The following is a 26,013-nucleotide window of genomic DNA, read 5'->3' as shown; positions in this document are numbered from 1 at the left end:
TAATTTTTAGCAAAATCTTGACGAACCACTAGTAAAAAGGGCATCATTTGATGCCCTTTTTCTGCGCTACTATTTATAGAGGCGCAAAATTCACCAATTTGGTGAATAAATAAAGGATTTTGAAGACTGAGTAAGTCATAAATACTTGCTGAGTCTTTTTGTAGGGTGTTGGTTTGACTCATATTTCACCAGCACAAAGGAATAAGCCCTGCAACAGCGGGGTTGTTGTCGTCTAGTAAAGACTTGTCACAGGTTGGTTTTATGAAAGCAAATGCTGAAGCTCCTGAAAGCTCGAATGCAGCAGATGTAATGAAGTGGATTGTCGCTTTTGCTCTGTTGGCCGCCGCTGTTGTGGGTAATTACCTGTATGGAGAGCTATCCGTAGTAATCCGCGCTGCAGGTGTGGTTGTTTTAATCGCAGTAGCACTTGGTGTTGCCGCAACAACGACTAAAGGTAAAGCTGCGATCTTGTTCGCTCGTGAAGCACGAGTTGAAGTACGTAAGGTTGTATGGCCTACACGCCAAGAAACGACGCAAACCACGTTAATCGTCTTAGCTGTTAGTGTTGTTATGGCACTGGCGCTATGGGGTATTGATGGAATTATGGTACGTCTAGTGGCTTTAGTAACCGGGATATAGAGGGTCTTAATTCATGAGTGAAGCTCCGAAAAAACGCTGGTACGTTGTTCAAGCCTTCTCTGGTTTTGAAGGACGTGTGGCTCAGTCTCTTCGCGAATATATAAAAATGCACGCGATGGAAGACTACTTTGGTGAAGTGCTAGTACCAACTGAAGAAGTTGTGGAAATACGCGCTGGCCAACGTCGTAAAAGTGAGCGTAAGTTCTTCCCAGGCTATGTTCTCGTTCAGATGTTAATGAACGATGAATCTTGGCACTTGGTGCGTAGTGTGCCACGTGTCATGGGCTTCATTGGTGGAACCTCTGACCGTCCTGCACCTATCACTGACAAAGAAGCTGACGCTATTCTTAACCGTCTAGAGAAAGCAAGTGAAGCACCTCGTCCAAGAACAATGTTCGAAGCGGGTGAAGTGGTACGTGTGAACGATGGTCCATTTGCTGACTTTAACGGTACCGTTGAAGAAGTAGATTATGATAAGAGCCGCATTAAAGTGTCTGTTTCGATCTTTGGTCGTGCAACACCGGTTGAGCTCGAGTTTGGTCAAGTTGAAAAACTTGATTAAAAAAACACCTTTTTAGGGTTGTTTAAGGCGCGAATTATGATTATAATTTCGCGCCTTTTTGCAGGTATTACTGCAGAAAGTATTTATTGAAAACTGGGGAGCTGATCGATTGGTTAGCGTTTGAACCCAAACATTAGGAAATATCATGGCTAAGAAAGTTGAAGCTTATATCAAGTTGCAAGTTGCAGCAGGTATGGCGAACCCTAGTCCACCGGTTGGTCCTGCTCTAGGTCAACACGGTGTGAACATCATGGAATTCTGTAAAGCGTTTAACGCAAAAACAGAATCTGTTGAGAAAGGTCTACCTACTCCAGTAGTTATCACTGTTTACAGTGACCGTTCTTTCACGTTCGTAACAAAAACTCCACCTGCTGCTGTTCTTCTTAAGAAAGCTGCTGGCGTTAAGTCTGGCTCTGGCCGTCCTAACACTGAAAAAGTGGGTACTGTTACTGATGCTCAAATCCAAGAAATCGCAGAAACTAAAGCTGCTGATATGACTGGTGCTGATATTGAAGCGATGAAACGTTCTATTGCGGGTACTGCTCGTTCAATGGGCCTAGTGGTAGAGGGTTAAGATCATGGCAAAACTTACTAAGCGTATGCGCGTAATCCGCGACAAAGTTGAAGTAACTAAAGAATACGACATCAACGAAGCTGTAGCTCTTCTTAAAGAACTAGCAACAGCTAAATTCGTAGAGTCTGTAGACGTTGCTGTTAACCTAGGCATCGATGCTCGTAAATCTGACCAGAACGTACGTGGTGCAACTGTACTTCCGCACGGTACTGGCCGCGAAATCCGCGTAGCAGTGTTCACTCAAGGTGCAAACGCTGAAGCCGCTAAAGCAGCTGGCGCAGACATCGTTGGTATGGAAGATCTTGCTGAGCAAGTGAAAAAAGGCGTAATGGACTTTGACGTTGTTGTTGCTTCTCCAGATGCAATGCGCGTTGTTGGTCAACTAGGTACTATCCTAGGTCCACGCGGTCTTATGCCAAACCCTAAAGTTGGTACTGTAACACCTAACGTTGCTGAAGCGGTTAAGAACGCTAAAGCTGGTCAGGTTCGTTACCGTAACGACAAAAACGGCATCATCCACACTACAATCGGTAAAGTATCTTTCGAAGCTAACCAGCTTCAAGAGAACCTAGAGACTCTTCTAGTTGCTCTTAAGAAAGCTAAGCCGTCTTCAGCGAAAGGTGTTTTCCTGAAGAAAGTGAGTATCTCTACTACTATGGGTGCTGGCGTTACTGTGGATCAGGGTACCCTGGACACACAAGCTTAATAGCCTAATCGCTTAAAAGCTTGCATAGGCGTAAAAATTATGTATAATTTTGCGCCTATCAAAATTTGTGGTTGAGGCTGATAATCTACTTGTGGAATGTCAGTCTCCGTCCAAGACCGTAGGCGTTCATTTTTCGATTTGAACTTAATCAAACCTACGTAGACGGTGCCCGACTTAAGGCGGGTTGATTTTTCGAAATCAATTGGCTTATGGGAAAGCACCGTATTAGCTCTCGGTATCATTATGATGCTGAGTGGTGTAATAACAACCAGGAGTAAATTCCAAATGGCTTTAAACCTTCAAGACAAAAAAGCAATTGTTGCTGAAGTCAACGAAGCAGCCAGTGGTGCACTTTCTGCAGTTGTAGCTGATTCTCGTGGCGTTGGTGTTGGCGCAATGACTTCTCTACGTAAACAAGCGCGTGAAGCGGGTGTTTACATGAGAGTTGTTCGTAACACACTAGCACGCCGTGCAGTAGATGGTACTGAGTTTGAGTGTCTACAAGACACATTTACTGGTCCTAGCCTACTTGCGTTCTCTAACGAGCACCCTGGTGCTGCAGCGCGTCTTTTCAAAGACTTCGCTAAAGAGAACAAAACATTCGAGATCAAAGCTGCTGCATTTGAAGGCGCAGTTACTGATGCTGATGTACTAGCGACACTACCAACTTACGACGAAGCGATTGCACGCCTAATGATGTGCATGAAAGAAGCTTCAGCTGGCAAGCTGGTACGTACTATCGCTGCTGTTCGCGACCAAAAAGAAGAAGCTGCGGCTTAAGCCTTGCTTTTTACTGGTTGCAAAATAAACTTATTGTTGACTTAAAAGAGAATTGTTATGTCTATTACTAACGAGCAAATCCTAGACGCAGTTGCAGAAATGTCTGTAATGCAAGTTGTTGAGCTTATCGAAGCTATGGAAGAGAAATTCGGTGTTACTGCTGCTGCTGCAGTTGTAGCTGGTGGCGCTGCTGGCGGCGAAGCTGCTGCTGAGCAAACTGAATTCGACGTAGTTCTTACTGCTGTTGGCCCTAACAAAGTACAAGTTATCAAAGCTGTACGTGGCGCAACTGGCCTAGGTCTTAAAGAAGCTAAAGCGCTTGTAGACGGCGCACCTGCACCTCTTAAAGAAGGCGTAGAAAAAGCTGAAGCAGAAGCACTTAAAGCGACTCTAGAAGAAGCTGGTGCTACTGTTGAAGTTAAGTAATTATTACTTAATTTCATAGCCGACAGGCTATTGGCTGGTGGTTTATTAACCACCGGCCTTTTTGCGCTGTAGGGCGTAGGTGAATTTTCCCGCTGTTTAAGCACCTACGTACCATGCAAAAAACGTTGCTCGACGCTTGAGTTAACGTCACTACAGTAAACAGTTGTTAGTCACTGTCCCATTACCCACCTTAAGTAACTAGGTTTGGGCGGACAGTTTGGGTCACTTATCAGCGAGCTGAGGAACCCCATGGTTTACTCTTATACCGAGAAAAAGCGCATCCGTAAGGACTTTGGTACTCGTCCACAAGTATTGGACATTCCATACCTGCTATCGATCCAGCTTGATTCTTTCGACAAGTTTATCGAACAGGATCCTGAAGGACAATATGGACTTGAGGCTGCTTTTCGTTCTGTTTTTCCAATTCAGAGCTATAACGGCAATTCTGAGCTGCAATACGTTAGCTATCGTCTTGGCGAGCCAGTGTTTGATGTTAAAGAATGTCAAATTCGTGGCGTAACTTATTCAAAGCCACTACGCGTTAAACTACGCCTAGTTGTGTTTGATAAAGACGCACCAGCGGGTACTGTAAAAGATATTAAAGAACAAGAAGTCTACATGGGCGAAATTCCGCTTATGACAGACAATGGTACCTTCGTAATTAATGGTACCGAGAGGGTTATCGTATCCCAGCTGCACCGAAGCCCAGGCGTGTTCTTCGACAGCGATAAGGGTAAGACCCACTCTTCAGGTAAAGTTCTTTATAACGCACGTGTTATTCCTTACCGTGGTTCATGGCTCGATTTCGAGTTTGATCCTAAGGATAACTTGTACGTTCGAATTGACCGTCGTCGTAAATTACCAGCATCGATCATTCTTCGTGCATTAGGTAAAACGTCGGAAGAGATCCTCGATATTTTCTTCGATAAAATTAACTTCGAAGTTAAAGAACAAACTCTATTAATGGAGTTGGTGCCAGAGCGTCTACGTGGCGAAACTGCATCTTTCGATATCGAAGCAAACGGCAAGACTTATGTTGAGACTGGTCGTCGTGTCACTGCGCGTCACATCCGTCAACTTGAAAAAGATGGCGTTGATTTCATTGAAGTACCGGTCGAATACATCGTCGGTAAAGTAGCCGCTAAAGACTACGTCAATGAGGCGACAGGCGAAATCATCGTTGGTGCAAACCACGAGATCAGCTTGGAAGCATTAGCGAACCTATCTCAGGCTGGCCACAAAGCGCTAGAAGTTCTATTTACGAACGATCTAGACCACGGTCCGTTCATGTCAGACACATTACGTGTCGACAGCACGGTAGACCGCATCTCTGCATTGGTAGAAATCTACCGCATGATGCGCCCGGGTGAGCCACCAACGAAAGAAGCGGCAGAATCATTATTTGCAAGCTTGTTCTTCGCTGAAGAGCGTTATGACCTATCGACCGTTGGTCGTATGAAGTTTAACAGCTCAATCGGTCGTGAAGACGCGCTAGAGCAAGGCATTCTTGACGAGACAGATATTGTTGAAGTCATGAAGAAGCTGATCGGCATTCGTAACGGCATTGGCGAAGTGGACGATATCGACCACCTTGGCAACCGTCGTATCCGTAGTGTTGGCGAAATGGCTGAAAACCAATTCCGTGTTGGTCTAGTTCGTGTAGAACGTGCAGTGAAAGAACGCTTAAGTCTTGGTGACCTTGATGCAATCATGCCTCAAGACCTTATCAATGCTAAGCCGATCTCTGCAGCTGTTAAAGAATTCTTTGGCTCTTCACAGCTTTCACAGTTTATGGACCAAAACAACCCGTTATCAGAAGTGACGCACAAACGTCGTATCTCTGCTTTGGGTCCTGGTGGTCTTACTCGTGAGCGTGCTGGCTTTGAAGTACGTGACGTACACGTTACGCACTACGGTCGTCTATGTCCGATCGAAACGCCAGAAGGTCCAAACATCGGTTTGATCAACTCACTATCTGCGTTTGCACGTTGTAATGAGTACGGTTTCCTAGAAACGCCGTACCGTCGTGTTGTAGAAGGTGTTGTGACTGATGAAGTTGACTACTTGTCAGCTATCGAAGAAGGTCAATTTGTTATCGCACAGGCGAATGCCGCGTTAACAGAAGAAAACGGCTTTGCTGAAGAGCTGATCACAGCTCGTCAAAAAGGCGAATCTGGTCTTCACCCGCGTGACCATGTTAACTACATGGACGTTGCAACAAACCAAGTAGTATCGATCGCTGCCTCGCTTATCCCGTTCCTAGAACACGATGATGCGAACCGTGCATTGATGGGTGCGAACATGCAACGTCAAGCCGTTCCAACTCTACGCGCCGACAAGCCTCTAGTAGGTACTGGTATCGAGCGTAACGTAGCTGTTGACTCGGGTGTTACAGCGGTAGCGAAACGTGGTGGTATGGTGCAGTCAGTAGACGCATCTCGTATCGTAGTTAAGGTTAATGAAGAAGAGCTGATCCCTGGTGAAGCTGGTATCGACATTTACAACCTAACTAAGTACACCCGTTCAAACCAGAACACGTGTATTAACCAACGTCCAACAGTACTTCCTGGTGAGCCAGTTGCTCGTGGTGATGTATTGGCCGATGGTCCTTCAACGGATCTTGGTGAATTGGCACTTGGTCAAAACATGCGTATCGCGTTTATGCCTTGGAATGGTTATAACTTCGAAGACTCGATCTTAGTATCTGAGCGCGTAGTTCAAGAAGACCGTTTCACGACAATTCACATTCAAGAACTATCTTGTGTGGCTCGTGATACTAAGCTGGGTTCTGAAGAGATCACAGCGGATATTCCAAACGTAGGTGAGTCTGCTCTGTCTAAACTAGACGAGTCAGGTATCGTTTACATTGGTGCTGAAGTTAAGGGTGGCGACATCCTAGTAGGTAAAGTTACGCCTAAGGGTGAAACTCAACTTACTCCTGAAGAGAAGCTACTACGTGCTATCTTCGGCGAAAAAGCATCAGATGTTAAAGATACATCACTACGTGTACCAAACTCTGTTTCTGGTACGATCATTGATGTGCAAGTCTTTACTCGCGATGGCGTAGAAAAAGACAAGCGTGCTCTTGAAATTGAGCAGATGCAGCTTAAAGAAGCGAAGAAAGACCTAACTGAAGAGTTCCAAATTCTTGAAGGTGGTCTACTGGCGCGTGTAAGAGCGGTATTACTTCAAGGTGGTTACTCTGAAGCAAGACTGGATTCTGTCGATCGTAAGAGATGGCTAGAGCTAACGCTAGAAGATGACGCGCTGCAAACTCAACTTGAGCAACTTGCAGAGCAGAACGACGAGCTAAAAGCTGACTTCGATAAGAAGTTTGAAACTAAGCGTCGTAAGATTACTCAAGGTGATGATTTAGCACCTGGTGTTCTTAAGATTGTTAAGGTTTACCTAGCGGTTAAGCGTCGCATCCAGCCTGGTGATAAAATGGCCGGTCGTCACGGTAACAAGGGTGTAATCTCTAAGATCAACCCTGTTGAAGACATGCCTTACGATGAAAAAGGTCAGCCTGTTGACATCGTATTGAACCCACTGGGTGTACCTTCGCGTATGAACATCGGTCAGATCCTTGAGGTTCACTTAGGTCTGGCGGCGAAAGGTATCGGTGACAAGATCAACCAGATGATGAAAGAGCAACAGGAACTGGCTAAGTTCCGTGAGTTCTTGCAGAAGGTTTATGATCTTGGTGGTACACGTCAAGAAGTTGATATTGCTGAACTGTCTGACGATGAAGTTCGTACATTGGTGAAAAACCTACGTGGTGGCCTACCAATTGCGACGCCAGTATTTGATGGTGCATCAGAGAAGTCTATTAAAGAACTTCTTAAACTTGGCGACTTACCTGAATCAGGTCAGTTAACCTTGTTTGATGGCCGTACTGGCGACCAGTTTGAGCGTCCTGTAACCGTTGGTTACATGTACATGCTAAAACTGAACCACCTTGTTGATGACAAGATGCACGCTCGTTCTACTGGTTCGTACAGCCTAGTAACTCAGCAACCACTTGGTGGTAAAGCTCAGTTCGGTGGTCAGCGTTTCGGTGAGATGGAAGTATGGGCACTAGAAGCATACGGTGCTGCTTACACTCTACAAGAAATGCTAACGGTTAAGTCTGATGACGTTAACGGCCGTACGAAGATGTATAAAAACATCGTCGACGGTAACCACAGCATGGAACCTGGCATGCCAGAATCGTTCAACGTATTGTTGAAAGAGATTCGCTCGCTAGGTATCAACATCGAGCTAGAAGACGAATAATCCTTTTATAGGATTATCTGGTAGGAAGGTGCTCGCTCTTAAGTGTTTGAGCGGGCCCCTTTTAACTCCTCACAGGAGCTGATTGTGAAAGACTTATTAAACTTTCTAAAAGCACAGCATAAGACCGAAGAATTTGATGCAATCAAAATCGGTCTATCTTCACCTGACATGATTCGTTCATGGTCGTTTGGTGAAGTTAAGAAACCAGAAACGATCAACTATCGTACGTTCAAACCAGAACGTGATGGTCTATTCTGTGCGCGTATTTTTGGTCCAGTTAAAGACTACGAATGTCTTTGTGGCAAATATAAGCGTTTGAAACACCGCGGTGTTATCTGTGAAAAGTGTGGCGTTGAAGTAACGCAAACTAAAGTTCGTCGTGACCGTATGGGCCACATCGAGCTTGCTTCACCTGTTGCTCACATCTGGTTCCTAAAATCACTACCGTCTCGTATCGGTTTGTTGATGGATATCCCTCTACGTGATATCGAACGCGTACTGTACTTTGAAATGTACGTCGTGACAGAACCAGGCATGACTGATCTAGAAAAATCTCAAATGCTTACTGAAGATGAGTATTTGGATCGCCTAGAAGAGTGGGGTGATGAGTTCACAGCTAAGATGGGTGCAGAAGCGATCAAAGATCTGCTGTCTACTATGGACATGCACGCAGAAGCGGAACAAATGCGCGAAGAGTTGGAAACCACTAACTCTGAAACTAAGCGTAAAAAAATCACTAAGCGCCTGAAGCTAGTTGAAGCCTTCATTCAATCGGGGAACAACCCAGAATGGATGATCTTGACGGTTCTTCCGGTTCTACCGCCAGATCTACGTCCTCTAGTTCCACTAGATGGCGGTCGCTTTGCGACGTCTGATCTGAACGACCTTTACCGCCGTGTGATTAACCGTAACAACCGTTTGAAGCGTCTTCTAGAGCTAGCGGCTCCAGACATCATCGTACGTAACGAAAAGCGTATGTTGCAAGAGTCTGTTGATGCCCTTCTAGATAACGGTCGTCGCGGTCGTGCAATCACAGGTTCTAACAAGCGTCCTCTGAAATCTCTTGCTGATATGATCAAGGGTAAACAAGGTCGTTTCCGTCAGAACCTTCTAGGTAAACGTGTAGACTACTCTGGCCGTTCTGTAATCACAGTGGGTCCATACCTTCGTCTGCACCAGTGTGGTCTTCCTAAGAAGATGGCACTTGAGCTATTTAAACCATTCATCTACAGCAAGCTAGAAACTCGTGGCATGGCGACGACAATCAAAGCAGCTAAGAAAATGGTAGAACGTGAAGAAGCGATTGTTTGGGATATCCTAGACGACGTTATCCGCGAACACCCAGTACTGCTTAACCGTGCACCAACACTTCACCGTCTTGGTATTCAAGCGTTTGAACCAGTACTAATCGAAGGTAAAGCGATTCAGCTTCACCCACTAGTGTGTGCGGCATATAACGCCGACTTCGATGGTGACCAAATGGCGGTTCACGTGCCTCTAACTCTAGAAGCACAACTTGAAGCACGTACGCTGATGATGTCGACGAATAACATTCTGTCTCCAGCATCAGGTGATCCAATCATCGTACCTTCTCAGGACGTTGTATTGGGTCTTTACTACATGACGCGTGATAAGATCAACGTCAAAGGTGAAGGTATGTACCTTGCTGGCCCTGAAGAGGCTGAAAAGGCATACCGTACTAAGAGCGCAGAGCTTCATGCTCGCGTAAAAGTACGTATCACTGAGACAGTGGTTGACGAAGATGGCAACAGCACAACCGGTACGAGCATGGTAGATACTACCGTTGGCCGTGCAATGTTGTGGCAAATTGTTCCAACCGGTCTTCCATACAGCTTGGTAAACCAAAAGCTAGGTAAGAAGCAAATTCAAAACCTACTTAACGAGTGTTACCGTAAGCTTGGTCTTAAAGACACCGTAGTTTTTGCTGACCAAATCATGTACGCCGGTTTCGCTTATGCGGCACTATCAGGTGTATCGGTTGGTATCGATGACATGGTTGTACCTCAAGCGAAGTACGACGAAATCGAATCAGCAGAAGAAGAAGTTCGCGAAATCCAAGACCAGTTCCAATCAGGTCTTGTAACAGCGGGTGAGCGCTACAACAAAGTGATCGATATTTGGGCTTCGACCAATGATCGCGTAGCGAAAGCGATGATGGACAACCTTTCATCTGAAACGGTCGTTAACCGTGACGGTGAAGAAGAGCAACAAGAGTCGTTTAACAGCATCTACATGATGGCTGACTCGGGCGCTCGTGGTTCTGCTGCTCAGATTCGTCAGCTTGCTGGTATGCGTGGTCTGATGGCACGTCCAGATGGTTCAATCATCGAGACGCCAATCACGGCAAACTTTAAAGAAGGTCTAAACGTCCTTCAGTACTTTATCTCAACGCACGGTGCTCGTAAGGGTCTTGCGGATACAGCACTGAAAACAGCAAACTCGGGTTACCTAACTCGTCGTCTAGTAGACGTTGCTCAAGACGTTGTAGTACACGAACATGACTGTGGCACCCATGAAGGTGTTGACATGATGCCTCATATCGAAGGTGGTGACGTTAAAGTTGCACTTTCTGAGTTGGCACTGGGTCGTGTAGTGGCTGAAGACGTTCTTAAGCCTGGTACTGAAGATGTTCTGATTCCACGTAATACTCTGATTGATGAGAAGTGGTGTCAAATCATGGAAGACAACTCAGTAGATAGCATGAAAGTGCGCTCTGTTGTTACCTGTGATGCAGACTTCGGTTGTTGTGCACAGTGTTATGGTCGTGACCTAGCACGTGGTCACCTAGTGAACCAAGGTGAAGCAGTTGGCGTTATCGCTGCTCAGTCTATCGGTGAACCGGGTACACAGCTAACGATGCGTACGTTCCACATCGGTGGTGCCGCATCTACAGCCGCAGCAGAAAACAGCATTCAAGCGAAGAACACAGGTTCTGTGAAACTTCACAATGCTAAGTTCGTAATCAACAAAGACAAGAAACTTGTGATTACCTCTCGTGCTTCTGAAATGACCATCATTGATGAATTCGGCCGTACGAAAGAGAAACACAAATTGCCTTACGGTTCGATCCTGTCGAAAGGCGACAACGACACAGTTCAAGCTGGCGACGTTGTGGCTAACTGGGAAGCGCATACACTGCCAATCATCACTGAAGTGGCTGGTCGTATTCAATTCGTAGACATGATCGATGGCGTAACCGTTTCTCGTCAAACAGATGACCTAACGGGTCTATCTTCAAGTGAAGTAACCGATGCGGCACAACGCCCAGCAGCAGGTAAAGATATGCGTCCAGCTATCAAACTTGTTGATGAGCTAGGTAAAGATGTAATGATCGCGGGTACTGATGTACCAGCACTTTACTTCCTACCAGGTAAAGCGATCGTTAACATTGAAGATGGCGCAGAAGTTGGCGTTGGTGACACGTTATCTCGTATCCCTCAAAAATCGAGCGGAAACCGAGATATCACCGGTGGTCTACCTCGCGTTGCGGATCTATTTGAAGCCCGTAAGCCGAAAGAGCCAGCAATTCTTGCTGAGCACTCAGGTATGGTTTCATTTGGTAAAGAAACGAAAGGTAAGCGTCGTTTGATTATTGCTCGCGATGGCGGCGATAACTACGAAGAGATGATTCCTAAGCATCGTCAGTTGAACGTGTTCGAAGGTGAACGTGTTGAGCGTGGTGACGTTATTGCCGATGGTCCAGAAACTCCGCATGACATTCTACGTCTACGTGGCATTCACGCTGTAACGCAATACATCGCGAACGAAGTTCAAGAAGTATACCGTTTACAAGGCGTTAAGATTAACGATAAGCACATTGAGACTATCGTTCGTCAAATGCTACGTAAGTGTACAATCACTCGTGCTGGTGATTCAGAATTCCTACCAGGTGAGCAAGTTGAATACGTTCAAGTTAAGATTGCTAACCGTCTATTGGAAGCTGAAGGCAAAGAGCTTGTGGGTTACGAACGTGACCTACTAGGTATCACTAAGGCGTCTCTAGCAACAGAATCGTTTATCTCTGCAGCATCGTTCCAAGAAACGACGCGTGTACTAACAGAGGCAGCGGTATCTGGCAAACGTGACGACCTACGTGGTCTGAAAGAGAACGTAATCGTGGGTCGTTTGATCCCAGCGGGTACGGGCTTTGCTTATCACCAAGACCGTCAAGCTAAGCGTGACGAAGTACAGGAAGGCCCATCTGCTGAACAAGCAACGGATAACCTAGCTGCACTTCTTAATGCAGGCTTCTCTTCTGACGATTAATCGCAGAAAGAAATGAAAAAAGGCGCCGAAAGGCGCCTTTTTTGTATCTGTTGATCCGCGTTAAATCGTGTTTATCCAGTTTCTAATAACGCGACTACGTGTAATAAGGCCACTATGTGTCCCATCGTGCAGCGTTGTGGTTAATGTGATGGCAGTAAAGACGGATCAATTTCAAAAACATTTCTGGATAAAAAGCTAACCCTAATCAGCAACCCAAACATCCATTATTCGTCATTCCTTTGAAGAAAGGAATCGACCGAGAGCGCTCACTGAGCTACAACAGTATCATAAATTAGCGAGTTTAGTTTTGCCCAGAAATGAGCCAGCTTAGTCTTCGCTAGTGCAGAATGAAGTGTGGCATGTTACTGCTCCCACCAATAAAAACTAACCGTCATCTCCTTGAAAAGGGGACCTTCACCAACGTGTTGTGAATCTATCCTGGTGCCATTCATTTCTATTTAGGTGAGCCACACACTTTGGGCGAACCTGATCTGCGAGGATGACGGCGTAAAGCCTAACCGTCATCCCCTTGAAAAAGCGGGATCTTCATCAGCGTGTCGTGAACCTATTTTAGTGTCATTCATTGCCATTTAAGTGAGCCACACACTTTGGGCGAACCTCATCTGTGAGGATGACGGCGTAAAAACTAACCGTCATCCCCTTGAAAAACGGGGATCTTCATCAGCGCGTCGTGAACCTATTTTGGTGTCATTCATTTCTATTTAAGTGAGTCACACTCTTTGGGCGAACCTCATCTGCGAGGATGACGGTTAAAAAAATATCCGTCATCCCCATGAAAAAGGGGATCTTCATCAGCGCATCGTGAACCTATCCTAGTGTCATTCATTTATATTTAAGTGAGTCCACACTTTGGGCGAACCTCATCTGCGAAGATGACGGCGTAAAACCTAACCGTCATCCCCTTGAAAAAGGGGATCTTAATCAGCGCGTCGTGAATCTATCCTGGTGTTATTCATTTCTATTTAAGTGAGTCACACACTTTGAGCGAACCTCATCTGCGAGTATGACGGTGTAAAAATTAACCGTCATCCCCTTGAAAAAGGGGGATCTTCATCAGCGCGTCGTGAACCTATTTTGGTGTCATTCATTGCCATTTAAGTGAGTCACACACTTTGAGCGAACCTCATCAGCGAGGATGACGGCGTAAAAACCAACCGTTATCCCCTTGAAAAAGGGGATCTTAATCAGCGCGTCGTGAATCTATCCTAGTGTCATTCATTTCTATTTAAGTGAGTCACACTTTGGGCGAACCTCATCTGTGAGGATGACGGCGTAAAACTAACCGTCATCCTCTTGAAAAAGGGGATCTTCATCAGCGCGTCGTGAACCTATTTTGGTGTCATTCATTTCTATTTAAGTTGAGTCACGTACTTTGAGAGACCTCTGTCCAAAAACAAGTTTCAGTGCGCGGGGAAGTCGTTGTGATTCCGTAAACGTTGTGAGTAGATCCCTGCTTGTGCAGGAATGACCATATTTGGACTTGGATACTTGCGATATATAACACCGAAAGAGGCAAAAGTACGTTAGCTTACCTGTCCAGCCGACTTGATATAGCCCCAAAACAATCAATCTTTATTGGAGCGGAACCAACTATTTTCCTCGGGTAATACTGAATGTGGAACGACTTTATATAAGAAGAAGGGCGTGACAACTTGCAGGCTAGGAGATAAGGATGAAGTGAAAACGGCAATAGAATATTTAACCGCTATCTCAGCTAAATAACCGTCGTGTTCAGCCAAGAGGCGTTTGTATAGAGATACAAGCCATGAAGTAATAACGCATTCACCCCTGAGTAAACAGGGGCTGATTATACCACCACTCGCTACGTGATTACGTGTGCGAGTATTATCGCTGCAAATGCATTACGCGCCTGGTGGAATCGCTAAACTGTCGGCAATAAGCTGAATTAACGTATCTTCTACTTCAAAGCGAAGCTCAAGGATTTCACCAACTTTAGACATATCAGGCTCAAAGTTTGGTAAGTCATGATCGTGTGCCAGCGCAACGTATTTATCATTGAACTCGAGCAAGGGCTCGGTCGTCAAAACAATCTTCGCGTATGCACCATCAATCTCTTCGTTGGTTTTAAACCCAGTGGCTTTCCACTTGTCCATGACCATCTCATAGATCTTGAAGTGACCTTCGGAGATATAGTCAACGAGGTGATCGCAAAACGAACCAATATCGGATGGTTTTGGTAGCTCAATGACATTAGATGGCGCTGAAGCCGGTTGTAAGGAAGCCAGCTTACAGTATTCAACGATAAGCGCTTGTCTTGTTTCTAACCAATGATCGATGACCTCACTTGAGCCACCCCATTGTGCTTGTGCGTTTTTGAATTTATTTAACATGACCATGTCCTCATGATCTGGACCACAATGTGCAGTCGCAAGCTTTGTCATAACAAAGGTTAATGAGAAATCGTTTCTCTTGGTACCAGATTAAGAATTTCTAGTTTTCCCGCTGGTATGAATTTAGATTGCCAGTAAAATGGATGAACTGCAAGCGCTGAGGATTCAAGATGTTAAAAAAAAGTGAAGAGACTATTCACCCAGCTTATTGGTGTGTGGTTGCGGGAAGTGAGCTTTGGCTACAAGATGGTCAGATCCCTTTTGGGCTTGCTGAAACTTTTTCTTTGCCGGCATCGCAAGCCATTCAGATCGGGGAGTATCAAGGTGCGCCTGTTATGTGGATTAATGATGCTGACGTAGACGGCTGTCGTGAATTAACGTCGTTACGTGAATTGTTATCGCTACCCGAAGCCCTTTTTTGTCAGTTATCCAAGGCGATTCAGTATGGCCACATGACTCAGTCAATGCGCTTTTGCCCGCAGTGCGGTGGTCGGGCTCACCTCAATCACAATCAACTAGCGATGCAATGCCAAGATTGTCGAACCCTGCATTATCCTCGTATATTTCCGTGCATTATTGTTGCAGTACGCAAGGGCACACAAATATTATTGGCGCAGCATAATCGTCATGCAGGCAGCATGTATACGGTGATTGCGGGCTTTCTTGAGGTGGGTGAAACGCTAGAAACATGTGTCGCGAGAGAGATAGAAGAAGAAACAGGCATTAAAGTAAAAAATATTCGTTACTTTGGCAGCCAGCCTTGGGCATTTCCAACCAGTATGATGATGGCATTCTTGGCCGATTATGACAGCGGTGAGGTTAAGCCTGATTACAGTGAGCTAAAAGATGCGCAGTGGTTTGATACCGAGGCATTGCCTCATATAGCGCCAGAAGGCACGATTGCGAGAGCGTTGATTGAAGAAACAGTAAACCGAGTATCGACTGAAAACGACTAAAAAAAACCCTCCGCAAGCGGAGGGGGTAAGTAAGATGTCGTTATGAGATGCTGAGTTCAAGACTCAGTATATTATTGTAATTTTCGCTAGCAGACTGATTTTTAACATTGCTACTAGTGGGTTGCAAATCCATCCCCAGTTTAGTTGTTAATAATATGATCTCGCTTGCAAAGTGTTGTATTTTTGAGCGATGGCGCAGGCAATCAGACTCCCCTCAAATTTTGGTAAAAGAAATGTTATCTATGGCTGCAAACCATCAATGATTAGCGTTAAACTATGGCCTTTCGAATTGGAGAAAAATGAATGACGGAATTGAAGAACGATCGCTATCTTAGAGCGCTATTAAAAGAGCCAGTAGACCACACGCCAGTATGGATGATGCGTCAGGCAGGCCGTTATCTCCCAGAGTATCGTGAGACGCGCTCGGTTGCAGGTGATTTCATGTCTTTGTGTAAAAACGCAGAGCTCGCTTCAGAGGTGACACTTCAACCTCTTCGTCGTTTTCCTCTTGATGCGGCCATTCTTTTTTCAGATATCCTAACCATCCCTGATGCCATGGGCTTAGGGCTGTATTTTGAAACGGGTGAAGGACCGAAATTCGAGCGACCAATTACTTGTAAAGCGGACGTCGAAAAAATCGGTCTGCCTGATCCTGAAGGTGAATTGCAATATGTGATGAATGCGGTTCGTCAAATTCGCAAAGACCTGAAAGGCGAAGTGCCATTGATCGGTTTTTCCGGTAGCCCGTGGACGCTGGCGACTTACATGGTGGAAGGTGGCAGCTCTAAAGCTTTCACTAAGATCAAAAAAATGATGTATGCGGAACCACAAACGCTGCACTTGTTGCTGGATAAGCTTGCAGACAGTGTCATTGAATACTTGAATGCACAAATCAAAGCGGGCGCGCAGTCGGTAATGGTATTTGATACGTGGGGCGGTGTGCTAACCCCTCGTGACTACAACCTATTTTCTTTGCAATACATGCATAAGATTGTCGATGGCTTAATTCGTGAAAATGAAGGCCGTCGTGTTCCTGTGACACTGTTTACTAAAAATGGTGGCATGTGGCTAGAGCAAATCGCGGCTACTGGTTGTGATGCGTTAGGCCTAGATTGGACCATCAATATCGCCGACGCTAAGAAGCGTGTTGGAGATAAAGTAGCCCTGCAAGGCAACATGGACCCATCGATGCTTTATGCTCAGCCAGAGCGTATTCGTGAGGAAGTGGCAACTATCCTTGAAGGATTTGGTGACGGCGGTACAGGACATGTATTCAACCTTGGTCACGGCATTCACCTTGATGTGCCGCCAGAGAACGCGGGTGTGTTTGTTGACGCGGTGCACGAGCTTTCGAAGCCCTATCACAAATAATCATCGGGCGTAGTCAAAACGCGTGATGTCTATGTTTAAACGCCCGAAGCTTGTCTTCGGGCGTTTTTATTTGTGCATGGAAGCTCTTGAAACATTGGACATCTTATTACTGAGAATACTGAATAAAGATTAGGAACCTTCAGCGAAGTTGACTACGCTTAACGTAGCGAGATTGAACAATGGTCCTGACTGATATGAATTTAAAACCGACTCTATTTATTTCTTTGGTACTGCTTACCCTCTCTGGGTGCGCCTCCGATGTTGCTACCGATTATGATTCTGGTGTGAATTTTTCTGCTTTTAAAACCTATCAATATCAAGAAAACCCCGATGTACCCATTGGTCTCGATGCGGCACGTATAAAGAAAGCGGTCGATTCAGAAATGGCTCAAAAAGGCTTTCAGAAAGTGACGGCAGACAGCGATGTGCTCGTCCGATATCAAATTTTAGAGGGTACTGAACTTCAGACAACTGGCCCAACGTTTGGATTTGGCATTGGAGGAGGTAGCTACGGAGGCGGCGGTTATGGTGTAGGGGTGCGCACGCCTGAGCAAATAAAAGAGAAAAAATTCGGCAAGCTTAATGTTGAATTGATTCAAACGACCACCAATGAAGTGGTGTGGAGTTCAGTGTCGCAGAGGCAATTGACCGAAACCATGGATACCGCCGACCGCGATGTATTCGTGGCAGAACAAGTGCACAAGATGTTTGAGGAGTATCCGAAATAAGAGCGGTTAAAGTTAAAGAGCGGTAAAAGAGCGGTCCTAGGTCCTAGGTCCTAGGTCCTAGGTCCTGGGGAAGAGCGGGTTAAGAGCCGCTCTGTGGTCTTTGGAAGATGGTGTGTTGTCTATATTTTCCTTTGACATGCAATGATGGTGGTTTTTTCTAGAACCATAGAACCATAGAACCATAGAACCATAGAACCATAGAACCATTAATATCCCTTATCAAAATCCACCAAATTCTGCAGCTGAAAACCATCTCTCCAACGCAAATAGTTCTCCGCAAAAATATCGATTACTTGATCTGGAAAACTCAGCGCAGCAATGTGCGGTGTCACGGTAACTTGGCTATGGTGCCAATAAGGGCACTCTTGCGAGAGTGGTTCATTGATAAACACATCGAGAAAAGCATGCGCGATATGACCTTGCTCCAATGCTCGCAGGAGCGATGGCGTATCGACATTGGCACCACGGCCGACATTGAAAAAGAGCGCCCCTTTGCACGGTGAAAAGAGTATTTGGTTAAACAAACCAAGTGTCTCGGGGGTGTTAGGCAATGTTGAGACAATAACATCAATGGCGGACAGCGCCTTGTGTGCTTCATTGATGTGATAGGTTTCAGTAAATGCTGATTGTCTCGGGGGAATGCCTGTGCGATTGATACCAACAGGAATGATACCCAGCGCTTTTACAACGTTGGCTAGGTGACTGCCAATAGCACCAGTACCGAAAATTGCCATTCGCTTACCATGCAGCGAATGGTAGTGGTGAGGTTGCCAGTCACGATTGGCCTGCTGCTGTTTATATAAATCGAAATGACGATAATGATTGATGGTATGGCCAAGTACGTACTCACTGATTTGTTGCCCGAAAATACCCTTCACATTGGTGAGTTGAAAATGCGGGTTAGACGTCGTGTCGAGTAAGGCATCCACCCCGGCATACGTTGATTGAATCCACCTCACATTAGGGTAATCAGTCAGTGTTTTAGCCAGTTTTGGAGGGGCGGCCAACACGATCGTTGCGGCTTGGCTGTTTTGGCAAATTTCTAAGTCGGGCAACTGCCTTTGCTCAAGTAAAGACAGGTATTTATTATTGTCTTCGGTAACAAGCGCTAAGGCATGCTTTTGCATCGTCATTACTGGCTATTCCTCATCCGTGGGGTTACACTTTCGCTGTCTTTATTCACCACAGCAGAGCGACCATGTTACAGAACCCTATTCAGGTACGTATCGAAAAACTTGAGCCTTGGCAGCATATCACTTTTATGACCAGCTTGTGCGAGCGCATGTATCCTAATTTTGCGATGTTTTGTGAAAACACACAGTTTGCCGAAGCACGAATATACCGTGATATTTTGGATAGCGTGTGGGAATTGTTGACTGTGAAAACGGCGAAAATCAATTTCGAAAAACAGCTAGAAAAGCTTGAAGAAATTATTCCAAGCTCAGAAGATTTTGACTTCTACGGTGTTCATCCTGCTATTGATGCGTGTGTGTCTCTATCGACATTATTGCACGGTCTACTTGACCGCGATTACCTGATGGAATCGTCGTTGAAGGTGAGTCAGCAGTCAGTCATGACCGTCGCTCAGCTTGAAGAAATCCAACAAGACATTGAGATCACGAACGACAATCAAAAAGACAATGAAGTCGTTTGCGAAGAGTGGGATGTCCAGTGGGCAATTTTTAGACCATTACGCGAATGCACAGAGCGCGACGTTGAGCTAATCAAAGAGCTGCGTCTTGAGCTGAAAGAGCAGGGCGTGAGCAACATTGGTATTGCGCTCTAGTTTCACTAGCATCAAAAGTTTCACTAGCATTAAGGCACGCATCGTTTAGTACGGTGCGCGTCTAACCTGCGGGTGCTAGGGCCTTTGAACGCGAAGTCATTGCGCCTGTCTTATCTGTCGATAGTGGAGGGTATCCTGGATACGATCACTTCGGCTCGTGATAGGTAATCTTATTCACAAACCATTCTTTTGCCCCTTCCGGCGTTTCCACCATGAACTCATCATCGACTTCTTTTTTTAGTAGTGCGCGAGCCATCGGAGAGTCGATCGAGATGTAACCTTTCGCTCCGCCATAGATTTCCTCTGGGCCAACAATACGAAAGGTCTTACTTTCGCCAGCCTCATTCTCAATCTCTACCCATGCCCCAAAAAAGACCTTGCCTTCTTGTTGTGTTGAATAGTCAACAATAGTGACATCAGGTAAGTACTTTCTTAGAAAACGGACGCGGCGGTCAATTTGTCGAAGGAGTCGTTTGTTGAATGTGTAATCAGCATTTTCTGAGCGATCACCTAAGCTCGCCGCCCATGTGACAATTTTCGTCACTTCCGGGCGTCGTTCATGCCATAAGTAATCATGTTCGGCTTTGAGTTTGTTGTAGCCTTCTCGAGTAATTAATTTGGTTTTCATTTTCAGCAATGTTCAACACAAGATAGTGATTGTATTTCAAGGTTATGGTTATATTGCCATGAAACTGGAAAACCTCAATCTATGCAATGCATGAAATATCATTCTGAACAACGGTACGCTTGTCTCGTTGAACCTTTTGATGGTGGCTTAGTAGCGACACGGTACGAGCATCAGCAAAAAGCTGCTCAAAGAATGGGTTGCTGTTGAGTGTATCTAGGTTGCATTCATATACCGTGATGTCACCATGGTGGTATTTAACTGGCACATAAATGTCTTCAAGCATCGTTTTTGCGAGCGGTAAATAGGCGCTGACTAATAACGTTTTGCCTTTGAACAGCTGACAGATGTATTGGTGAACTTCTTGGTAGCTTGGTTTATCAATCGCGAGATAACTCAATAAGCATTCTTGACCGGATTTGTTTTTACCGAGAATGGCATGACCGACGATGGTCTGATTATGCATCGCCAAGACAACACTGATTTCATCTGCTTGCAGGCATTCAATTAATGCCGGGAGCGCAAGGTGCCGATACGAGTTGTGAGCTTGTGTGATTTGCTCTTGGTAGTCACTCGGTAACTCTTCCCAACGATAGTGTTTAAAAGCATCAATACGATAGGGGTAGATGGAATCATGTCCGGTGAAAAAGTCATCATATTTGTCGACGCCTTGAATAATACGTTGTTCGTCGGCTTGATACTGATAGTTTTGACTAAACAGTGCTGCGACACCAATACGACGCATTAATGATGGCTGCCCATTGCCGTGCTCCCACTTACTGAGCATGGGCTGGTTAATACCCTGGAACGCGCGATGAGATAAACTCAGTGCTTCTACAAGCTCGAGTTGTGACATCCCGTGATAGTTGCGCCAATACTTTAATGCCTGCGCAAAATTGTGTTTGTTAAATTGTTCACCGGTGTCTTGTCCCAAGTCTTCGTCCCCTTCGTTGGTATTGTTAATGCTGTATAGTTTACCGAGGGAATGTTGCTATGAAATTTTTAGCGTCACAAAAGCGGATTTCAAAGTGTTACAAACGGTTAGTGAGAGAAACGAATTTGACGACATTGTTAAATTCGTTTCGCACTACCCAAAGGTCATAACACAAAAAAAACAACATGAGAGTGACGGGCTTTGTGACCAGCGTAGCAATCATGGCCCTTAATTCATAAACGCTAACAATTCTGTGCGCAAATTTTGCCCACGAAATGTTACATTTACCCCTTATACTTATATCGTTCTCATTTGATGTGAGTATGTAGATAGCTTTTTTAGTGGTGGAATCGAATATGCAAGAAAATCACAAGATTTTAGTTGTTGATGACGATGCGCGTTTGCGTGCATTGCTGGAGCGTTACTTATCAGAGCAAGGATTCCAAGTACGCAGTGTTGCTAACAGTGAGCAGATGGACCGACTGTTAACCAGAGAAAACTTTCACCTAATGGTATTGGATTTAATGCTACCAGGTGAAGATGGTTTGTCGATTTGTCGTCGTTTACGCAATGCCAATAACACATTGCCTATCTTGATGCTGACGGCAAAAGGCGATGAAGTTGATCGTATCGTTGGACTTGAAGTCGGCGCAGACGACTATCTCCCGAAGCCATTTAACCCGCGTGAATTACTCGCTCGCATTAAAGCGGTACTTCGTCGTCAAACGATCGAGGCACCAGGCGCGCCAAGCCAAGAAGAATCATTGGTCGAATTCGGTGAATTCCGTTTGAACCTAGGCACCAGAGAAATGTTCCGTGGTGAAGAGGCAATGCCTTTAACATCGGGTGAGTTTGCTGTGCTGAAAGCCCTTGTTACCAATGCTCGTGAGCCAATGTCACGTGATAAATTAATGAACATGGCACGTGGACGTGAGTATTCAGCAATGGAGCGTTCCATTGATGTACAGATCTCTCGTTTACGTCGCATGCTCGAGATTGATCCAAGCAAGCCTCGGTATATTCAAACCGTCTGGGGTTTGGGTTATGTCTTTGTGCCTGATGGTAAAGAAGCATAACAAGAAAACCAAAAAGGCTCTGGATGATTTCAGGGCCTTTTGTTTATTATGAGCCACCACTTTTCATTTCATTGTCCTCAAAGGTTGTCCTATGCGATTTCGCAGCTCATTCACGCAATCCATCTTGTTGTTTTTTACCTTGCTGATTGCGAGCCAAGTCTTCTCTTACTATGCCGTCTACAATTATGCCTTGGTCCCAAGCTTACAACAGTTCAATAAGATCCTTGCGCATGAGCTGACGTTTATCTTGGAAGACCATAAAGCGATTGATGAAAAGATAGAGATGGATGCACCATTGAGGCGACGCGTTCTCAAGCAGCTGGGCGTGACCATTCACGCCAAAGACAGTGCGATGGCCAGTGAATTTCATCATGCTATGCCCATTGATTTGATGAGTGAAGAAATGAGCGATGAGCTAGACTCGCCGACTGAGGTTCGTCTTATTCTAGGGGCGGAGAGTTATATCCTCTGGATGCAGATTGATGCGCTGCCTAACTCCCTCATCCGTATCCCGTTGTCCGAATTACAAGAAGAAGACTTTGCGCCGCTGTTTAGAAACAGTTTGATTATGGCATTCCTTGTTGTGATAGGAGGGTGGCTATTTATTCGTTTGCAAAATCGTCCGCTGATGGCATTAGAACATGCCGCTAAGCTGGTGGGTAAAGGGGAAATCCCACCACCACTTCCCGAGAAAGGGGCCTCGGAAATCCGCTCCGTAACGAGAGCGTTTAACCAAATGGCGAAAGGCATTCAAGAGCTTGAGGAAGACAGAACCTTGTTGATGGCTGGGATCAGTCACGATATTCGCACTCCCTTGACTCGAATTCGTCTCGCAACAGAGATGATGTCACCGCAAGACAGTTACCTTGCCGAAGGCATCATCAGTGATACCGAAGAATGTAACGAAATCATCGGCCAGTTTATGGATTACCTGAAGCCAGTCGATACGCAAACCTTTGAGGCATTGAGCCTAAACGATATCTCATCGGATATTGTCTCTTCAGAAGGCGGCTATGAAATACAGATCGATTTTGAGCCGATGGAAGCGATCAAAGATATTAACGGTAGCCCGATCGCGATTAAGCGCGCTATCACCAACTTAGTGGTGAACTCGATTCGTTATGGTAACGGTTGGGTTAAGGTCAGTACTGGCATGACGGCGGATAAAAAATTGGCCTGGGTGTGCATTGAAGATAATGGTCCCGGTATTGAAGCCGACCAAATTGGTCGCCTTTTTGAACCGTTTACTCGTGGTGACACGGCGAGAGGAAGTGAAGGCACCGGGCTTGGTTTAGCGATTGTTAAACGTATTATCGGTCAACATTATGGCACGGTCAGTATTTCAAACCGCAGCCAGGGCGGACTCATGGCTCAAGTCAGTTTTCCTGTTGTCGGTAAGAACAGCTTAAGGTAAGACTCACACTTCAATAAGTTCCCTGCTTTCGCAGGGAATGACGGAAATGGTGGATGATGGAAGCGGTAGGATAACGCAGTAGCGAAATGTCGGAAGAACAAGTCGCTGCGAGGAAAAGGGAAAATAGAGACGCTTTCCGTGTCTCTAAATCTTGTTTTATGCCTTCGCGTAAAACTCTCGATCGCCTAACCATCGGTCGATTATTTTCTTCGCATTGACAGGGTATTGCTCATGCACATGGCGGGCGAGTCGCTGTACTTCAGGTACTAAGCGTTGGTCTCGAATCAAATCGGCAATCTTAAAATCCGCCAGTCCAGTTTGCTTGGTGCCGAGCAGTTCACCAGGGCCACGGATCTCCAAGTCTCGCTGTGCTATCACAAACCCATCGTTACTTTCTCTAAGCACCCCTAAGCGCTTCTGAGCGGTTTTTGATAGTGGTGAGTGATACAGCAATACGCAGTGGCTTGCGACGGTTCCTCGTCCCACACGGCCGCGAAGCTGGTGCAGCTGGGCTAGTCCAAGGCGTTCTGGGTTTTCGATGATCATTAAGCTGGAATTCGGTACATCCACCCCCACCTCAATAACGGTAGTGGCAACGAGCAAATGCAGCTCATTGTCTTTGAATTGCTTCATCACCGCCTGCTTCTCGGCTGGCTTCATTCGGCCGTGCACTAAACCTACCTTAATCTCAGGCAACTGCCGTTGCAGCTCTTCAGCGGTATCCGCTGCGGCTTGTGCTTCCAATACCTCGGATTCATCAATCAATGTACATACCCAATAGGCCTGTTTGCCTTCATTTAAACAGGCATTTTTGACACGTTCGATGATGGCCTCGCGCTTGGTGTCGGGCAGTGCAACCGTTTGTATTGGTGTTCGGCCAGGTGGCAGTTCATCAATGACCGAGGTTTCTAAATCGGCGTATGCCGTCATCGCCAACGTTCTTGGGATTGGCGTCGCTGTCATAATGAGCTGGTGGGGATAGAAGCCTTGTTTCGCTCCTTTCTCTCTTAGTTCTAAGCGTTGATGCACACCAAAACGATGCTGTTCATCAATAATGACTAGGGCTAGGTTGTTAAATTCAACCGATTCTTGAAAGAGCGCATGTGTCCCCACGACCATCTGAGCCTCACCGTTGGCGATGCGTGCTAATTCGCTTTCTTTGGCTTTGCCTTTTTGTTTGCCAGAAAGCCAACCCACTGAAATGCCCATGATCTCAAACCAATTGGCGAAATTGATGGCATGCTGCTCTGCGAGCAACTCGGTGGGGGCCATCATGGCAACCTGATAGCCATGTTCGATGGCTCGCAGCGCGGCAAGTGCAGCCACCAGTGTTTTTCCTGAGCCGACATCACCTTGCACCAAGCGCATCATTGGCGCGGTTTTTAGTAAGTCGCGCTCAATTTCATCCACCACTCGATTCTGGGCATGAGTCGGGGTAAACGGTAGTTGATTTAGTAATTGTTGCTTGTAGTTACCTTGCTCAGGCAGGGCGATGGCTTTGTCTTGTTGCCCTTGGCTGCGTACCGCCAGCATCGACAAGTTTTGTGCCATCAATTCTTCAATAATCAGACGCTGTTGAGCCGGGTGCTTTCCTTCATCAAAGTCATCAATATTAATACTAGGAGGCGGCCGGTGTATGGTGTGTAGTGCTTCTGTTAGAGTGATTTGATGGTTATATAAACCACTAGGTAGCAGCTCATCAACGGCAGTTTTGTCCATTAACTCAAGTGCTTGGTCAGTGAGGTTACGCAAGGTCAGTTGTCGTAAGCCATCCGTGGTGGGGTAAACCGGGGTGAGGGTTTGCTCAAGCGCGGGTTTGCGCCCCTCAGTTTGAAATTTGTAATCAGGGTGGATAATCTCAAGGCCGAGGTGGCCTCGTTTTACTTCACCATAAGCCACGATCATCTTGCCGTCGGCAAAGTTATTCTTCATGGCAGCGGTGAAGTTAAAGAAACGCAAGGTCACGGTTCCATTACCATCGCTGATCTTAACCGAGAGCATCTTCTTTCGGCCAAAATTGACATCGCTACTCATTATTTTTCCCTGCACGGAGCCCCATAACCCAGCATGCAGTTTTACGATGGGATAGATACGTGTTCTGTCTTCATAGCGATGTGGAAGATGAAACAGTAAATCCTGAACCGTATGAAGCCCAACCTTGGCCAGCTTTTCTGCGACTTTAGCGCCAACGCCAGTAAGAGAAGTAAGAGAAATTGCAGATAATAGCTGAGCCATGTCGACGAACCATCACAGAAAGAGATAAAGATATTCAAGCATTTTACTGTCTTTTTGTACAGGAGGGAATAAGAGCGGTCCTATGGTCCTGTGGATAAAATGGTTCTTCGGGTAAAATGGGCCTTTGGATGAAAGGGCCTTATGGATAGAAATGTTTTCATCGTGGCTGCACCTCCTTGGATGTTTAAGGTTACTAGATCCGAGAAGGTGGTTTTTGAAGGTTGCTATAGGCCATGGATAGTGTTGGCTAGAACCATAGAACCATAG

19 protein-coding genes and 1 pseudogene are annotated in these 26,013 nt (G+C 45.8%); 14 read left to right on the top strand and 6 right to left on the bottom strand.

Annotated elements, in window-relative coordinates:
* A pseudogene (locus AB4405_RS23355) lies at window positions 1–182 on the bottom strand (hypothetical protein); the annotation flags it as partial.
* A 79-nt stretch (window positions 183–261) separates the two neighbouring features.
* On the opposite strand from AB4405_RS23355, the gene secE reads away from it, so the two are divergent.
* From secE to rpoC, 8 genes are all read left to right on the top strand, one after another.
* On the top strand, window positions 262–639 hold the full coding sequence (gene secE / locus AB4405_RS23350; protein WP_102471022.1) for a preprotein translocase subunit SecE: 378 nt from the start codon (window positions 262–264) through the stop codon (window positions 637–639).
* 13 nt (window positions 640–652) lie between these two features.
* Window positions 653–1,201, top strand: a complete 549-nt coding sequence (gene nusG / locus AB4405_RS23345; protein ID WP_102471021.1) for a transcription termination/antitermination protein NusG — start codon at window positions 653–655, stop codon at window positions 1,199–1,201.
* Between the two features lie 145 nt (window positions 1,202–1,346).
* Window positions 1,347–1,775 (top strand): 50S ribosomal protein L11, encoded by a 429-nt coding sequence (rplK, locus tag AB4405_RS23340; protein WP_102471020.1) that lies wholly within the window; start codon window positions 1,347–1,349, stop codon window positions 1,773–1,775.
* 4 nt (window positions 1,776–1,779) lie between these two features.
* On the top strand, window positions 1,780–2,481 hold the full coding sequence (gene rplA / locus AB4405_RS23335; RefSeq protein ID WP_102471019.1) for a 50S ribosomal protein L1: 702 nt from the start codon (window positions 1,780–1,782) through the stop codon (window positions 2,479–2,481).
* 285 nt (window positions 2,482–2,766) lie between these two features.
* Window positions 2,767–3,261: a 50S ribosomal protein L10 gene (rplJ, locus tag AB4405_RS23330; protein ID WP_102471017.1), complete on the top strand. Its 495-nt coding sequence runs from the start codon at window positions 2,767–2,769 to the stop codon at window positions 3,259–3,261.
* A 57-nt stretch (window positions 3,262–3,318) separates the two neighbouring features.
* A complete protein-coding gene (rplL, locus tag AB4405_RS23325) occupies window positions 3,319–3,687 on the top strand; it encodes a 50S ribosomal protein L7/L12 (protein WP_102471016.1) in 369 nt (122 codons plus the stop codon).
* A gap of 249 nt (window positions 3,688–3,936) precedes the next feature.
* Entirely contained in the window at window positions 3,937–7,962 is a 4,026-nt protein-coding gene (gene rpoB, locus AB4405_RS23320) for a DNA-directed RNA polymerase subunit beta (protein WP_102471015.1), read from the top strand.
* Window positions 7,963–8,046: 84 nt separating this feature from the next.
* Window positions 8,047–12,249: a DNA-directed RNA polymerase subunit beta' gene (gene rpoC / locus AB4405_RS23315; protein ID WP_372062992.1), complete on the top strand. Its 4,203-nt coding sequence runs from the start codon at window positions 8,047–8,049 to the stop codon at window positions 12,247–12,249.
* 1,883 nt (window positions 12,250–14,132) lie between these two features.
* On the opposite strand, the gene rsd is transcribed toward rpoC, so the two are convergent.
* Window positions 14,133–14,627: a sigma D regulator gene (rsd, locus tag AB4405_RS23310; protein ID WP_102471231.1), complete on the bottom strand. Its 495-nt coding sequence runs from the start codon at window positions 14,625–14,627 to the stop codon at window positions 14,133–14,135.
* A gap of 164 nt (window positions 14,628–14,791) precedes the next feature.
* On the opposite strand from rsd, the gene nudC reads away from it, so the two are divergent.
* From nudC to AB4405_RS23295, 3 genes are all read left to right on the top strand, one after another.
* The gene (gene nudC / locus AB4405_RS23305) at window positions 14,792–15,577 is read left to right on the top strand and encodes an NAD(+) diphosphatase (protein WP_372062991.1); all 786 of its coding nucleotides are present in this window, start codon (window positions 14,792–14,794) and stop codon (window positions 15,575–15,577) included.
* A gap of 303 nt (window positions 15,578–15,880) precedes the next feature.
* The gene (hemE, locus tag AB4405_RS23300; RefSeq protein WP_102471227.1) at window positions 15,881–16,948 is read left to right on the top strand and encodes a uroporphyrinogen decarboxylase; all 1,068 of its coding nucleotides are present in this window, start codon (window positions 15,881–15,883) and stop codon (window positions 16,946–16,948) included.
* 194 nt (window positions 16,949–17,142) lie between these two features.
* On the top strand, window positions 17,143–17,676 hold the full coding sequence (locus AB4405_RS23295; RefSeq protein ID WP_372062990.1) for a DUF4136 domain-containing protein: 534 nt from the start codon (window positions 17,143–17,145) through the stop codon (window positions 17,674–17,676).
* Window positions 17,677–17,882: 206 nt separating this feature from the next.
* Here the strand turns inward: AB4405_RS23295 and AB4405_RS23290 are convergent, their stop codons facing one another.
* Window positions 17,883–18,809 carry a D-2-hydroxyacid dehydrogenase gene (locus AB4405_RS23290; protein WP_372062989.1) on the bottom strand — a complete coding sequence of 309 codons (927 nt, stop codon included), beginning with the start codon at window positions 18,807–18,809 and terminating at the stop codon, window positions 17,883–17,885.
* Window positions 18,810–18,874: 65 nt separating this feature from the next.
* Here AB4405_RS23290 and AB4405_RS23285 point away from each other — a divergent pair, with 65 nt between their 5' ends.
* Window positions 18,875–19,462 carry a YjaG family protein gene (locus tag AB4405_RS23285; RefSeq protein WP_102532761.1) on the top strand — a complete coding sequence of 196 codons (588 nt, stop codon included), beginning with the start codon at window positions 18,875–18,877 and terminating at the stop codon, window positions 19,460–19,462.
* Window positions 19,463–19,607: 145 nt separating this feature from the next.
* Here the strand turns inward: AB4405_RS23285 and greB are convergent, their stop codons facing one another.
* Both greB and AB4405_RS23275 read right to left on the bottom strand, forming a co-directional pair.
* Window positions 19,608–20,090, bottom strand: a complete 483-nt coding sequence (greB, locus tag AB4405_RS23280) for a transcription elongation factor GreB (protein WP_102471224.1) — start codon at window positions 20,088–20,090, stop codon at window positions 19,608–19,610.
* A gap of 79 nt (window positions 20,091–20,169) precedes the next feature.
* Window positions 20,170–21,021, bottom strand: coding sequence for a helix-turn-helix domain-containing protein (locus AB4405_RS23275; RefSeq protein WP_372062988.1), 852 nt, complete (start codon window positions 21,019–21,021; stop codon window positions 20,170–20,172).
* 356 nt (window positions 21,022–21,377) lie between these two features.
* Between AB4405_RS23275 and ompR the strand changes: the two genes are divergently transcribed.
* On the top strand, window positions 21,378–22,097 hold the full coding sequence (gene ompR, locus AB4405_RS23270) for a two-component system response regulator OmpR (RefSeq protein WP_102471222.1): 720 nt from the start codon (window positions 21,378–21,380) through the stop codon (window positions 22,095–22,097).
* Window positions 22,098–22,188: 91 nt separating this feature from the next.
* The gene (gene envZ, locus AB4405_RS23265) at window positions 22,189–23,511 is read left to right on the top strand and encodes a two-component system sensor histidine kinase EnvZ (protein WP_372062987.1); all 1,323 of its coding nucleotides are present in this window, start codon (window positions 22,189–22,191) and stop codon (window positions 23,509–23,511) included.
* Between the two features lie 156 nt (window positions 23,512–23,667).
* On the opposite strand, the gene recG is transcribed toward envZ, so the two are convergent.
* Window positions 23,668–25,746: an ATP-dependent DNA helicase RecG gene (recG, locus tag AB4405_RS23260; RefSeq protein ID WP_372062986.1), complete on the bottom strand. Its 2,079-nt coding sequence runs from the start codon at window positions 25,744–25,746 to the stop codon at window positions 23,668–23,670.
* Between the last annotated feature and the right edge of the window lie 267 nt (window positions 25,747–26,013).

The sequence above is a fragment of the Vibrio sp. 10N.261.51.F12 genome, assembly GCF_041471725.1.
Lineage (GTDB): Bacteria > Pseudomonadota > Gammaproteobacteria > Enterobacterales > Vibrionaceae > Vibrio.
Note: the sequence above shows the minus strand (reverse complement) of the source record. Positions and strands in the feature narration are given on the sequence as shown.

Excerpts from the sequence above, each read along its gene's own strand:
- secE (WP_102471022.1), top strand. The coding sequence starts at position 262 with ATGAAAGCAAATGCTGAAGCTCCTGAAAGCTCGAATGCAGCAGATGTA.
- nusG (WP_102471021.1), top strand. The coding sequence starts at position 653 with ATGAGTGAAGCTCCGAAAAAACGCTGGTACGTTGTTCAAGCCTTCTCT.
- rplK (WP_102471020.1), top strand. The coding sequence starts at position 1,347 with ATGGCTAAGAAAGTTGAAGCTTATATCAAGTTGCAAGTTGCAGCAGGT.
- rplA (WP_102471019.1), top strand. The coding sequence starts at position 1,780 with ATGGCAAAACTTACTAAGCGTATGCGCGTAATCCGCGACAAAGTTGAA.
- rplJ (WP_102471017.1), top strand. The coding sequence starts at position 2,767 with ATGGCTTTAAACCTTCAAGACAAAAAAGCAATTGTTGCTGAAGTCAAC.
- rplL (WP_102471016.1), top strand. The coding sequence starts at position 3,319 with ATGTCTATTACTAACGAGCAAATCCTAGACGCAGTTGCAGAAATGTCT.
- rpoB (WP_102471015.1), top strand. The coding sequence starts at position 3,937 with ATGGTTTACTCTTATACCGAGAAAAAGCGCATCCGTAAGGACTTTGGT.
- rsd (WP_102471231.1), bottom strand. The coding sequence starts at position 14,627 with ATGGTCATGTTAAATAAATTCAAAAACGCACAAGCACAATGGGGTGGC.
- nudC (WP_372062991.1), top strand. The coding sequence starts at position 14,792 with ATGTTAAAAAAAAGTGAAGAGACTATTCACCCAGCTTATTGGTGTGTG.
- hemE (WP_102471227.1), top strand. The coding sequence starts at position 15,881 with ATGACGGAATTGAAGAACGATCGCTATCTTAGAGCGCTATTAAAAGAG.
- AB4405_RS23295 (WP_372062990.1), top strand. The coding sequence starts at position 17,143 with ATGAATTTAAAACCGACTCTATTTATTTCTTTGGTACTGCTTACCCTC.
- AB4405_RS23290 (WP_372062989.1), bottom strand. The coding sequence starts at position 18,809 with ATGACGATGCAAAAGCATGCCTTAGCGCTTGTTACCGAAGACAATAAT.
- AB4405_RS23285 (WP_102532761.1), top strand. The coding sequence starts at position 18,875 with ATGTTACAGAACCCTATTCAGGTACGTATCGAAAAACTTGAGCCTTGG.
- greB (WP_102471224.1), bottom strand. The coding sequence starts at position 20,090 with ATGAAAACCAAATTAATTACTCGAGAAGGCTACAACAAACTCAAAGCC.
- ompR (WP_102471222.1), top strand. The coding sequence starts at position 21,378 with ATGCAAGAAAATCACAAGATTTTAGTTGTTGATGACGATGCGCGTTTG.
- envZ (WP_372062987.1), top strand. The coding sequence starts at position 22,189 with ATGCGATTTCGCAGCTCATTCACGCAATCCATCTTGTTGTTTTTTACC.
- recG (WP_372062986.1), bottom strand. The coding sequence starts at position 25,746 with ATGGCTCAGCTATTATCTGCAATTTCTCTTACTTCTCTTACTGGCGTT.